General features: G+C 31.3%; 10 protein-coding genes. 1 reads left to right on the forward strand and 9 read right to left on the reverse strand.

The window, feature by feature from the left end; genetic code table 11:
- Window positions 1-8 precede the first annotated feature (8 nt).
- The 8 genes from ccoG to J3359_RS07000 all read right to left on the reverse strand — a co-directional run bounded on the left by ccoG (window position 9) and on the right by J3359_RS07000 (window position 9128).
- Window positions 9-1430 carry a cytochrome c oxidase accessory protein CcoG gene (ccoG, locus tag J3359_RS06970; protein ID WP_208079989.1) on the reverse strand — a complete coding sequence of 474 codons (1422 nt, stop codon included), beginning with the start codon at window positions 1428-1430 and terminating at the stop codon, window positions 9-11.
- A 35-nt stretch (window positions 1431-1465) separates the two neighbouring features.
- Window positions 1466-2389 (reverse strand): cbb3-type cytochrome c oxidase N-terminal domain-containing protein, encoded by a 924-nt coding sequence (locus J3359_RS06975; RefSeq protein ID WP_208079990.1) that lies wholly within the window; start codon window positions 2387-2389, stop codon window positions 1466-1468.
- A gap of 11 nt (window positions 2390-2400) precedes the next feature.
- A complete protein-coding gene (locus tag J3359_RS18285) occupies window positions 2401-2568 on the reverse strand; it encodes a CcoQ/FixQ family Cbb3-type cytochrome c oxidase assembly chaperone (RefSeq protein WP_207971113.1) in 168 nt (55 codons plus the stop codon).
- Window positions 2569-2573: 5 nt separating this feature from the next.
- On the reverse strand, window positions 2574-4769 hold the full coding sequence (gene ccoN, locus J3359_RS06980) for a cytochrome-c oxidase, cbb3-type subunit I (RefSeq protein WP_208079991.1): 2196 nt from the start codon (window positions 4767-4769) through the stop codon (window positions 2574-2576).
- Window positions 4770-4779: 10 nt separating this feature from the next.
- On the reverse strand, window positions 4780-4956 hold the full coding sequence (gene ccoS / locus J3359_RS06985) for a cbb3-type cytochrome oxidase assembly protein CcoS (RefSeq protein ID WP_208080427.1): 177 nt from the start codon (window positions 4954-4956) through the stop codon (window positions 4780-4782).
- A 91-nt stretch (window positions 4957-5047) separates the two neighbouring features.
- Window positions 5048-6412 (reverse strand): oxygen-independent coproporphyrinogen III oxidase, encoded by a 1365-nt coding sequence (hemN, locus tag J3359_RS06990; protein WP_208079992.1) that lies wholly within the window; start codon window positions 6410-6412, stop codon window positions 5048-5050.
- A 2-nt stretch (window positions 6413-6414) separates the two neighbouring features.
- Window positions 6415-6747, reverse strand: coding sequence for an AraC family ligand binding domain-containing protein (locus J3359_RS06995; protein WP_208079993.1), 333 nt, complete (start codon window positions 6745-6747; stop codon window positions 6415-6417).
- 5 nt (window positions 6748-6752) lie between these two features.
- Entirely contained in the window at window positions 6753-9128 is a 2376-nt protein-coding gene (locus J3359_RS07000) for a heavy metal translocating P-type ATPase (RefSeq protein ID WP_208079994.1), read from the reverse strand.
- A 105-nt stretch (window positions 9129-9233) separates the two neighbouring features.
- Between J3359_RS07000 and J3359_RS07005 the strand changes: the two genes are divergently transcribed.
- Window positions 9234-9926 (forward strand): Crp/Fnr family transcriptional regulator, encoded by a 693-nt coding sequence (locus J3359_RS07005; protein WP_208079995.1) that lies wholly within the window; start codon window positions 9234-9236, stop codon window positions 9924-9926.
- Window positions 9927-9943: 17 nt separating this feature from the next.
- Here the strand turns inward: J3359_RS07005 and tamL are convergent, their stop codons facing one another.
- The gene (gene tamL, locus J3359_RS07010) at window positions 9944-12229 is read right to left on the reverse strand and encodes a translocation and assembly module lipoprotein TamL (RefSeq protein ID WP_243765995.1); all 2286 of its coding nucleotides are present in this window, start codon (window positions 12227-12229) and stop codon (window positions 9944-9946) included.
- Between the last annotated feature and the right edge of the window lie 2 nt (window positions 12230-12231).

The raw sequence follows: 12231 nt of genomic DNA on the forward strand, positions 1-12231 counted from the left end.
ACTCTCAACTATTTATAACTTCTTGGCCCTAAAAAGTTCGTTCTGGTTGTTTCAATTAATTTATCGCCACTATAAACACCAATTTCAATTTTATCTTTATCGCTTTTTAAGGCAGCTGCATTTAGTTCTATAAATAAAGTTCCTTCTGCTAAACCTTGTTTTGGTACAATAAAATTATGATTGGAAACTAGTTTAATTGTTCCTTTGTGTGATAATAATTTATAACTAACATCTTTAATATCTTCGCTTGTTTTGTTTATTACTTTATATGTATAAACATTGCTAATAATATTATTTTCTTTTTGTTGATATAATTGTCCTGGTAATCTTAATATATTCGTTTCTACATCGTTTCTTAAAAATAACATTCCTATTAAAATTCCTGTTAAAATAAATAAGACTGCAGAGTACCCTTTCATTCTTGTAGTAAACTCAAAAGATTTTTTCTTTGCAATATTATCTTCACTTGCGTATCTAATTAAGCCTTTTGGTAAATTAATGCTTTCCATAATATGGTCACATTCATCGATACAAGCTGTACAGTTTACACACTCTAATTGTGTTCCATTTCTAATATCTATTCCTGTTGGGCATACAACTACACATTGTTTACAGTCGATACAATCTCCTTTTCCAACAGCTTCTCTATCTTCGTTTTTCTTAAATTTTGCTCTTCCTGTTTCTCTTTCTCCTCTTTTGTAATCGTAGGTAACATTTATGGTTTTATTGTCTAACAAAACACCTTGTAAACGACCATAAGGACAAGCAATAATACATACTTGCTCTCTAAACCAAGCAAAAATAAAATAGAAAACACAGGTAAAAATTGTTAATGAAATTAGTGTGCTAATATTATCTAAAGGGTTTCCTGTAATATATTCTATAACAGTATCTCCACCAATTAAATAGGCTAAAAAGACGTTTGCAATTATAAATGAAATTACAAAGAAAATAAACCACTTTAAAATTTTCTTTTTAATTTTATTTGCATTCCAAGGTTGTTTGCTTAATCGTATTTGTTTTCCTCTATCTCCTTCAATTAAATATTCTATTTTTCTGAAAACCATTTCTAAAAAAATGGTTTGTGGACAAATCCATCCACAGAAAATACGTCCAAAAACAACTGTAAAGAGTATTACAAAAACTACACCAACAATCATCGAAACTACTAATAAATAAAAGTCTTGTGGCCAAAATGGAAAGCTAAAGATATTGAATTTTCTTTCTAAAATATTAAACAGCAAAAACTGGTTTCCATTAATTTTAATAAATGGTGCAGACAGCAAAAAAGCCAATAGAAAATAACTTACGTAGCTTCTATATTTATAGAATTTTCCACTTGGTTTTTTGGGAAATACCCAAGAACGTTTTCCTTCTGAATCTACAGTAGCAATACTATCTCTAAATTGTTCGTTCTTGGGTGCCTCCATTACTAACTATTAAAAAACTAATTAAAATTAAATTTCTACTCTGTTTTTGTTGTGTCTTTAACTTCTTCTGCTCCTTCTTCTGCTTTCTTTGGTGCTTCTGCATTTGGATCTACCCATTTTTCTCCTTGTGGAGCTTTGGCATTTGCAGGAGTGGTTCCTTGTAAAGAAATTACATAGCTTGCCACTTTTGCAATATCTGCTGCTTTTAAGGTTTTATCCCAAGCAATCATTCCTTTTCCATCTCTACCTCCATTATGTACAGTGTTAAAAACGTTTTTAATTCCTCCACCTAAAATCCAGTATTCGTCTGTTAAGTTCGGGCCAATTTGCCCTCCTCCATCAGCTAAATGACAAGAAGCACAATTTAAATTAAAAATGGCTTTTCCTCTCGCTAAATCTTTAGCATCTGTTAAAAGCGTAACATTATCTGCAGTAATTAAATCTGTAGCAGTTGCTCTGTATTTATTTACTTCTCTTTTTGCTTCTGCAACAGCTTTGTCATACTCAACAATTTGGCTGTCTCCATCTAAAACTTCGAATCTAACTAAATAAACGACCGCGAAAATTATTGTTGCATAAAACATATATACCCACCAAGGTGGAAGCGAATTGTCTAATTCTCTAATTCCGTCGTAATTGTGGTCTAGAATTATGTCTTCTTCTTGGTCGACAGATTTTGCTCTTGTCCATTTTACTAATAGTTTCTTAATCCATAGATTTGGAGCTTCAGGAAGAATACCATCTTTTTCGTTTTGTAAATCTGTTGCTTTTTTTAGAGCATACACATTTACCACTTCTTTTAATACAACTACTAATACAAAACCAATTAAAGCCAACCAAACTAAAGGGTTTTCATAAATATTAAATGGGTTTTCGTACACCATAAACGCCTTTGCAAGTGCTACAAACGTAACAATTACAAAGATTACATAAACTGTAGATTGAAAAGATCTTTTCATTTTAAATAATTTTATTGGTCTAGTGGAATATTACTAACCTTATTAATATATTCTTTTTTTGCAGTGAATACCCACCAAAATAAGGCAACAAAAAAAGTGAAGAATATTAATAATGATATTAAAGGATAAATCTCGATCCCAGTAATACTCTCCATATGATTTTTTACGAATTTTAACATAGTTTCTAATTTTTAGAGATTTTCTGTTCGTCTTTTACTTTAATATCTGTTCCCAAACGTTGAATGTATGCGATTACAGCCACAATTTCTCTGTTTCTCATTTCTACAAAAGGCTCTCCATTTTCTTTGGCATATTTCTTATCTGCCTCGTAACTTTTTGCAAAATCTGGATCTGCATACAGGTTCTCTTCTATTTTGGTTCCTTGTTTTAACATATCTTGTTGCGCGTTTGCAATTTGCTCTTTAGTATAAGGTACTCCAAGGCTTACCATTACTTCCATTTTTTCTTCTGTAGAAGTTTTGTCTAACTCGTCTTTTATCAACCATTTATAAGATGGCATAATAGAACCTGGAGACGTACTTTGTGGATCCCACATATGGTTTAAGTGCCAGCTATCGTTATATTTTTGACCTACTCTATGTAAATCTGGTCCAGTACGTTTACTTCCCCATAAAAATGGATGATCGTACACAAATTCTCCAGCTTTAGAGTATTCTCCATAACGTTCTACTTCACTTCTAAAAGGTCTAACCATTTGAGAGTGACAACCTACACAACCTTCTCTAATATAAATATCTCGTCCTTCCAGCTCTAAAGGTGTATAAGGTTTTACACTACTAATTGTAGGAATATTCGATTTTACCAATAATGTTGGCACAATTTGAATAATACCACCTATTAAAATAGCAATCGTAGCAAAAATTGTTAGTTTTATTGGTTTTCTTTCTAACCAAGTATGCCAGCCTTCTCCTTTTGTTCTGTATTTTGAAACTTTTTTTAGCGCTGCAGCTTCTGCCAATTCATCTGTAACTTTGCTTCCAGAAGCTACTGTTCTAACCACATTGTACAACATAATAACTGCACCAATAATAAACATAGTTCCACCAATGGCACGCATCCAATACATTGGAATAATTTCGTTTACAGTTTCTAAGAAGTTACCATACGTTAAAGAACCATCTGGGTTAAATTGTTTCCACATAGAAGCTTGTACAAAACCTGCAACATACATTGGTAAAGCATATAAAATGATTCCTAATGTTCCTATCCAGAAATGTACATTTGCCAATCCTGTAGAATATAATTTCGTTTTAAACATTCTTGGAATTAACCAATACAACATACCAAACGTAAAGAAACCGTTCCAAGCTAAAGCACCAACGTGAACGTGTGCAATAATCCAATCGCTATAATGCGCAATTGCGTTTACATTTTTCAAAGAAAGCATTGGTCCTTCGAAAGTTGCCATACCATAACCCGTAATTGCAACGACCATAAATTTTAAAACTGGATCAGTACGAACTTTATCCCAAGCTCCACGTAAAGTTAATAATCCGTTTATCATACCTCCCCAAGAAGGTGCTAATAACATTACAGAGAATGCGACTCCTAAATTTTGAGCCCATTCTGGTAAAGATGTGTATAATAAATGGTGAGGTCCTGCCCAGATATATAAGAAAATTAACGACCAAAAGTGTACAATAGAAAGTCTGTAAGAATATACAGGTCTGTTTGCCGCTTTTGGAACAAAATAATACATTAATCCTAAAAATGGTGTTGTTAAGAAAAATGCCACAGCATTATGCCCATACCACCATTGTACAAGTGCATCTTGCACACCTGCATAAGCCGAATAAGATTTTAAGAAACTAACTGGTAATGCTAAACTGTTAAAAATATGTAACACTGCAACCGTTACAAAAGTTCCTAAATAGAACCAAATTGCAACGTATAAGTGACGTTGTCTTCTTTTTAGAATAGTCCAAATCATGTTTACACCAAATGCTACCCAAACTAAAGCAATCGCAATATCTATTGGCCACTCTAATTCTGCATATTCTTTCGAAGATGTATATCCTAAAGGAAGTGTAATTGCTGCTGCAACAATAATTGCTTGCCAACCCCAAAAATTGAAGTTACTCAAAAAATTACTTGCCATTCTAGCTTTTAACAATCGTTGTAATGAGTAGTAAACTCCTGCGTAAATCGCGTTACCAACAAAGGCAAATATTACTGCATTTGTGTGTAATGGTCTTAAACGCCCAAAACTTAACCACGAAATTCCTTCTGTTACGTTTGGGAATAAAAACATAAACGCAAGTAATAAACCCACACTAAAACCTACGATACCCCAAAGTAGTGTTGCGTAGATGAATTTTTTTACGATTTTATTATCGTAATAAAATTGTTGCATTTCCATAATTTAAAATTTAATCTTTAGTTAATTTTTCTTGTTTTACTTTTACAAGTTCATCATCAAACAGCATACGAACAGATGGCGTGTACGAATCGTCATACTGCCCTTTTCTTACTGAATAAATAAATGCGATAAAGAATACAATTGCCACTAAAATACTTAGTGAAAGAAGTAGGTATATTACGCTCATATCTTGCCTGATAATTATTACATCAAAAATAATATTAATTGAATTCTTAAAATATGACATTTGTCATATTTCTTAATTTTTTGTTAAAAAACTATATTGTCATCGAAAATAATTGTGTTTTTGGTTTATTTTCTAATAGATGAAGATCGAAAGCCATGCAAATATTACGCACATAAGGTCTTGCTTTTTCAGGAATTGAAAGTGAGTTTTCATGCACCTCAACCAAACCATCTTTTTCCATTTCTTCTAACAACTTTAAATGTTTTTCAATATTCTTTATTTTCATACTTTCTGCATCCCAAGAAGTAGAGAAATTACACATCATATTTAAAATGTGTTTTCTTATAATTTTATCTTCTTCGGATAATAAATGTCCTCTAAAAATTGGAATTTCACCTTCGTTTACTAATTTTTGATATTCTTTAACTGTCTTTACATTTTGTGCAAACGCATACCAAGAATCGGAAATTGCAGACATTCCCAAACCAACCATTAACAATGTTTTATTGGCTGTGTATCCCATAAAATTTCTATGAATTGTTTTGTTAATAGTCGCTTCATACAAACTATCTGTCTTTAATGCGAAATGGTCCATTCCTATTTCTTCGTAGTCTAATTCTGCGAATAATTCTTTTCCAATTTCGTACAACTCTCTTTTTTCGTCGTTTTTTGGTAAATCGTCTTCATTAAAACCTCTTTGTCCTACGCCTTTTACCCATGGAACATGTGCATAACTGTAAAACGAAATTCTATCTGGCTGTAACTCTTTTGTTTTATTAATGGTATGAATTACAGCTTCTTTGGTTTGAAATGGCAAACCGAAAATTAAATCGTGACTTACTGAAGTGTAACCAATTTCTCTAGACCATTTTGTTACTTGCTCAACAGCTTCAAAAGGTTGTACTCTATGAATGGCTTTTTGTACTTTTTCGTTATAATCTTGCACCCCAAAACTTACTCTTGTAAATCCACAATCGAATAATGTTTGTAATTGCGCTTTGGTGGTGTTATTTGGATGTCCTTCAAAACTAAACTCGTGTGCTGGATGTTTTTCAGCAATTGAAAAAATACCATCCATTAAATACTTTAAACTCTCTTTTGAGAAAAATGTTGGTGTTCCTCCTCCTAAATGCAACTCTTTAATAATTGGTTTTTTATCTACTAAAGCAACATATAACTTCCATTCTTTTAAAACGGTTTCTATATATTCTTCTTCGACTTCGTGACGTTTTGTAATGTGTTTATGACATGCACAAAATGTACATAAACTCTCGCAAAATGGTAAATGAATGTAAATACTAATGCCTTCTAATGAGTTACTTTCTGTAAATGATTTTTGAAAAGAAGTAATCCAATCTTGTTTGTTTATTCCTTCTTCATTCCAGTAAGGCACTGTTGGATAACTGGTATATCTTGGCCCTGGAATATTATATTTTTGAACTAGTGATTTTTTCATAGTTACACTTCTTTTACTCTTTTTACACTGTCGGTTTTCGATAAAGTTAAACGTACAATACTATCTTCAATCGCTGTTAAGTTATGAACTTCGTGTGGTTTTAAAGACAGGATATGCCCAGAAGTTAACCTTCTTAGTTCTCCATTAACTCCAAAATCGATTATTCCTTCAACAATATGAACAATAATTGCAAATGGTGCTTGATGGTCTTCCATCGTTTGCCCTTCTTTAAATACAATTCTTATTTCTTTTGAAAAATCTGTATCTAACAACAAAGACAAAGCTGGCTTGTTTACACTGAATTTAATATCTTCAAAAAATGAGGCTATATTCATACTATTTACTTTATTTTCTTTCCTAATATATTTGTTGAAATCGTTGTAAAAACTACAATACTTATCGAGCTTAAAGGCATTAAAATCGCTGCAATAACTGGCATTAGTTGTCCTGTTACTGCAAAATACAATCCAACCACATTGTAACATAAAGACAAAATAAAGCAGTGTTTTATTATTTTTATTGCCTTTTTTGACGCACTAATATAGTTTCCTATTTTATTGAATTTTTCTGCATCTAAAATCCCATCACAAGCAGGAGAAAACACATTTATATTTTCGGATAAGGCAATACCAACATTACTTTGTGCCAAAGCTCCTGCATCATTTAAACCATCGCCAACCATGGCTACTTTTTTATTTTCTTTTTGAAGTTTGGCTACAACCTTTAATTTATCTTCTGGTTTTTTATTGAATAATAAATTCGTTCCTTCTGGTAAATTTTCTTGTAAATACGTTTTTTCACCTTCATTATCTCCAGAAACAACAGATAAGTTAAATGTTTTTTCTAAAGATAAAAACAATGCTTTTACTCCTTTTCTATAAGCGTTTTTAAAGACGAACTTCCCTTTATATGCATCATTAAAACTTACATGAACAGCTGTATCTAAAGTTGCTTTTTCAACATTATTATTTACAAAAGAAGCAGCTCCTAACTTTACACTAATTTCTTTATAACTTGCTAAAATTCCTTTGCCTGTAATTTCCTTATAATTTGAAATAGGAATGGTTTCGGCTTCATTAAAAGTATGGTACAAACTTCTACTTAAGGGATGATTCGAAGTTCTTAAAGCACTTTTTAAAATACTTTTTTCTTGCTCATTTAAAACAACACCTTCATAATTAATTGCACTTTCTTTATTGGTTGTTAAAGTTCCTGTTTTATCGAAAATTAGCGTATCTATTTTCGCCAATTGCTCAATTACAGTAGCATTTTTTAAATAAAATTTCTGTTTACCAAATATACGCAACATATTCCCTAAAGTAAAAGGGGCTGCCAAAGCAATTGCGCAAGGACAGGCTATAATTAAAACGGCTGTAAATACGTTTAATGCTTTACTGGCATCAAAAAATAACCAATATGCTGTAGAAACAAATGCAATTAATAAGACTGCTATTGTAAAATTTTTGCTAATAGTATCTGTAATCGTTTTAAAATGTGACTTATTGTCTTTCTGAAAAACATCGTTACTCCATAATTGTGTTAAATAACTTTGTGAAACAGAAGATAAAACCTCCATTTCTATAACTCCATATAATTGTTTTCCTCCTGCGAATAATTTGTCACCAGATTTTTTATGTACTGCATTTGCTTCTCCCGTAACAAAACTGTAATCTATTGCTGCATTTCCGTTGATTAAAATTCCATCTACAGGAATTAATTCTTGGTTTCTAATGAGTAATCTATCTCCTTTCTCAATATCGTAAATTTGCACATTTTCTTCTTTTCCTTCGGATGAAATTCTGGTAACTGCAATTGGAAAATACGATTTGTAATCTCGTTCGAAAGACAAGAAATTATAGGTTTTTTGCTGAAAAAATTTCCCCAATAATAAAAAGAAAACTAAGCCTGTTAAGCTGTCGAAAAAACCAGTTCCTAAATCGAAAATAATTTCTACGGAGCTTCTTATAAATAGTACTGAAATTCCCAAAGCAATAGGAACATCTATATTTAAAATTTTAGAGCGTAAACCTTTATATGCCGAAATAAAATAGTCTTTTCCTGCATAAAAAACAACTGGCAAAGAAAAGGTAAACATTAGCCATCGAAAGATATTTTTATATTGTTCTAACCAAAATTCTGATACTTCGAAATATTCTGGAAAAGACAAAAACATTACGTTTCCGAATGCAAAACCTGCGATGCCTAATTTGTATAATAAACTTCTATCGACTTTCTTTTTTCCAGATTCGTAATCTTCTAAACTAATATATGGTTCGTAACCTATGGAGCTTACTAGTAAAACGATTTCTTTTAAGGAGGTGGTTTCTAAATTGAAAGTAATTCGAACCGTTTTCTTTGGAAAATCTACTTGAGAAGTAGAAATTTCTGGCTTTAACTTGTGCAAATTTTCTAAAACCCAAATACAAGAGCTACAATGAATGTGTGGAATGTATAAGGTAACAATTTGTGTATTTCCATCATTAAAATCGAGTAATTTTTCTACAATAGATTCTGTCTCCAAAAAATCGTATTTCCCCTGAATTTCAGTAGGAATTGCGCCTGGATTGTCTTGAAAATTGTAATAACAAGTTAAATCGTTTTCAGAAAAAATTTCGTAAACCGTCTTACAACCATTGCAACAGAAATTTTTCTCATCAAAATTAATTAAATTATCATCACAAGAATCACCACAGTGATAACATTGTGTCGATTTCATATTTACTCTTTTGCCTATTGCAAAGTTCCGCTAAGAAAGCAATTTAAAATATGATATTTGTCAGTTTTTTAATATCTTTGAAATAACCAACTATTTTTAACAACTATGAGTAAATGTGAGCAGTGTATTGTTCGAAAATTTAATTCCTTAAAACATCTTTCTAAAGAAGAATTGGTGAGAATTTCTGCATGCAAGACTTCTTTATTTATTAAAAAGGGAGAATCTATTTTTGAAGAAGGAGAACATTTAAATGGTGTTTTTTGTATTAAAAATGGTGTTTGTAAAGTCTCTAAAATGAGCGAAAATGGAAGAAGTCAAATTATTAGTTTGGTAAAAAAAGGAGAAATTTTAGGAGAAAGAAGTTTAGTTTCCGAGGAAGTTGCCAATTTAAGAGCTGTTGCTTTAAGCGATATGGAAATTTGTTTTGTACCTAAAGAAGAAATCGTAAAAGATTTAGAAAAAAATATCGATTTTACAATGGCCATTTTAAAAGACATGGCTGGTATGCTTAAATCTGCAGACAATGTTATTGTAGATATGGCTCAAAAAACGGTAAAACAACGTTTGGCAGAAACGCTTTTAAATTTAGAAGAAAAGTTCGATACAGACAAAGATGGCAATATAGACATACAACTTTCTCGAGAAGATATTGCAAATATTATTGGAACTGCAACAGAATCTGCAATTCGCTTATTATCTGACTTTAAAAAGAAAAAAATTATTAATTTTAAAGGAAAAAGTATTGCTATTTTAGATGCTTCTGGCTTAGAAAGAATTGCACAAGGGTTTAAAGAGTAGTAATTGACTTAACGGTTTTAAAAAGAATACCCAATTGCAAAGTTTAGTACAGGTTTATCTACTCTAAAATTCCAACGTTCGCCTTCTTTAACTGATGGGTTGTGAAAAGGAGCTGCCAAATCGAAACGTATTACAAAACCTTGTACATCTACTCGCAAACCAATTCCTGCTCCCATTCCTAATTCTTTTATAAAGTTAGAGGTAAACTTATCTTTTCCGTTAAAAGCTGGGTTTGATTCTGAATTCCAAACGTTTCCTGCATCTGCAAAAACAGCACCTTTAAAAAACGAATAAATAGGAAAACGATATTCGATATTTGCTTCTAAACGAATGTTTCCTGTTTTATCGAAAAATGTTCCGTTTGTATTTGGATCTTTGTCTTCGTTATAAGTTCCAGGTCCCAGAGATCGAATATTAAAAGCTCGAACACTGTAAGGACCGCCAGAAAAATATTGCTTTACAAAAGGAACAACTTCTGAGTTTCCATACGCATAACCATAACCCGCAAAAAGTCTTGTTGCCACAGTTTGCTGGTTGTTTCTTCCGAAATTGTAGTGGTATCTAAAATCTACATCTGCTTTTGCATATTGTGCATATTGTAAGCCTAAAAATTCTTTTGGTTTCCCTGCTTCTGTTTGTTTTGCAAATAAACTTATGGAATTTCCTGCTACGTCTAATGTTGAGTTTGCAAAAAATTGATGTGTCTTATTCTTATTTATCATTTCGTTATAAGTGAAAGAAAATGTTAACCCAGCAATAAATTGTTGGTCGAAACTACGCTGTAAAAAAGGATTGTTTTCTAAAATATCTTCAAAAGTTTTTGTGGTGTTCGACAAGCGTGTATAATTTACAGAAATAGGATTTATTTCGTAAGTAATATACCTGTTTGCATTCCAAACATAGCCAAAAAATAAATTTCCAGATAATAAGGTGTATAATTTGCTTCTGCTTAAATAGGTCGCACTTAAACTCGTTTTGGTTTTAGGAATCGAATACTCGAAAAAGTCTTCTTTAAATGAAAATGGCGCAATTACTCTTGGAAAAATAAGTTCCGTTTTTAAACCTAATTCTAAGCTACTTAGCCCTAGATTATCGCCACTAGAAATTTGCGTTTCATAGCCAATATTCGAACTTATGTTTAGCGTTTCTCCTCCTTTGAATAAATTTCTGTTGCTATATGTTACCGCCAACTTTGGTCCAGCAAAATTATTAGATTTTGTTACTGCTTGTAACTCTGCTCTAATGGCGCGTTTTGTTAATGGAGAGAGAAAAACATTTGCTTCTAAACCACCCATTTTATTCGTTAAAGAAGTATCTAGTTCTTTATATTGAATGTTTACATATTTGTAGACTCCAATTCCAGAAAGTCTTCTCGCTGTATTTTTTGAAGTAATTGGATTGTAAAATTCTCCTTCTTTTAAAGTGATAAATTCATCTAAATACTTTTGTTTAAAGTATACCGAATCTTGATGATAACTTTTTTCGTTATAACGTTCTCCTTCTGTATTAATGCTATCTTTTAAATCGTAATTTGGATATACATTAATTCTTTCTATTTTATAAGGAACTGTCGCTTTTTTGGGTACATCTGCTTTCATCTTTAAAAATAAATCGAATCTTTTATTTTTATATTGATTGGTATCTGCTTCAAAAAGTAAAAAGTTAGAGTTAAAATTATAATATCCTTTCTTTTTTAATTCTGCATCTAATCTTTGGCGTTCTAATTTTAAATTTTGCAAATCGAAACGCATGTCTTTTTTAAAAATAGATTTTTTAGATAACTCTTTCACTTCAGTATAAATTGGAGATACCATACTATCTACTTTATAAGTTTCCATTTTATAAGGTGCAGGTATTTTTAAACTATAAGTTACAGAAGCTTCTTTTTCTTCTTCCTTGAAAGATGATGCTACTCTACTGTAGAAAAAACCATGATTTTCGAGCCTATTTCTTAGAATTTCCTCCATATCATATACCTCTACATCAGATTGATAAACGGGTTTTTGTCCAAATTGTTTGTACAACCACCTGTTTATAAAATTCGGATTTTCTTTCTGATTTTTATAGTAATAATACAAACCCAAATGCATTCCTAAGAGTTTAGAATTGGGTTCTGGACGTAAAACTGATTCTAAATCTGTTTTTAACTCACTAACTTTTCGAACGCTAGAATCTGCTTTCAATTCGATTTTTGCTCCAGTATACAAACGTTCATTGTCAGGAATAAATTTTTGAATGCTACATGAATAAAGCACTGTTCCTAAGAATAATAAAATTACGATATGTTTTAATGTTGTTTTCAAAA

The organism is Polaribacter cellanae, assembly GCF_017569185.1.
Lineage (GTDB): Bacteria > Bacteroidota > Bacteroidia > Flavobacteriales > Flavobacteriaceae > Polaribacter > Polaribacter cellanae.

Excerpts from the sequence above, each read along its gene's own strand:
- ccoG (WP_208079989.1), bottom strand. The coding sequence starts at position 1,430 with ATGGAGGCACCCAAGAACGAACAATTTAGAGATAGTATTGCTACTGTA.
- J3359_RS06975 (WP_208079990.1), bottom strand. The coding sequence starts at position 2,389 with ATGAAAAGATCTTTTCAATCTACAGTTTATGTAATCTTTGTAATTGTT.
- J3359_RS18285 (WP_207971113.1), bottom strand. The coding sequence starts at position 2,568 with ATGTTAAAATTCGTAAAAAATCATATGGAGAGTATTACTGGGATCGAG.
- ccoN (WP_208079991.1), bottom strand. The coding sequence starts at position 4,769 with ATGGAAATGCAACAATTTTATTACGATAATAAAATCGTAAAAAAATTC.
- ccoS (WP_208080427.1), bottom strand. The coding sequence starts at position 4,956 with ATGAGCGTAATATACCTACTTCTTTCACTAAGTATTTTAGTGGCAATT.
- hemN (WP_208079992.1), bottom strand. The coding sequence starts at position 6,412 with ATGAAAAAATCACTAGTTCAAAAATATAATATTCCAGGGCCAAGATAT.
- J3359_RS06995 (WP_208079993.1), bottom strand. The coding sequence starts at position 6,747 with ATGAATATAGCCTCATTTTTTGAAGATATTAAATTCAGTGTAAACAAG.
- J3359_RS07000 (WP_208079994.1), bottom strand. The coding sequence starts at position 9,128 with ATGAAATCGACACAATGTTATCACTGTGGTGATTCTTGTGATGATAAT.
- J3359_RS07005 (WP_208079995.1), top strand. The coding sequence starts at position 9,234 with ATGAGTAAATGTGAGCAGTGTATTGTTCGAAAATTTAATTCCTTAAAA.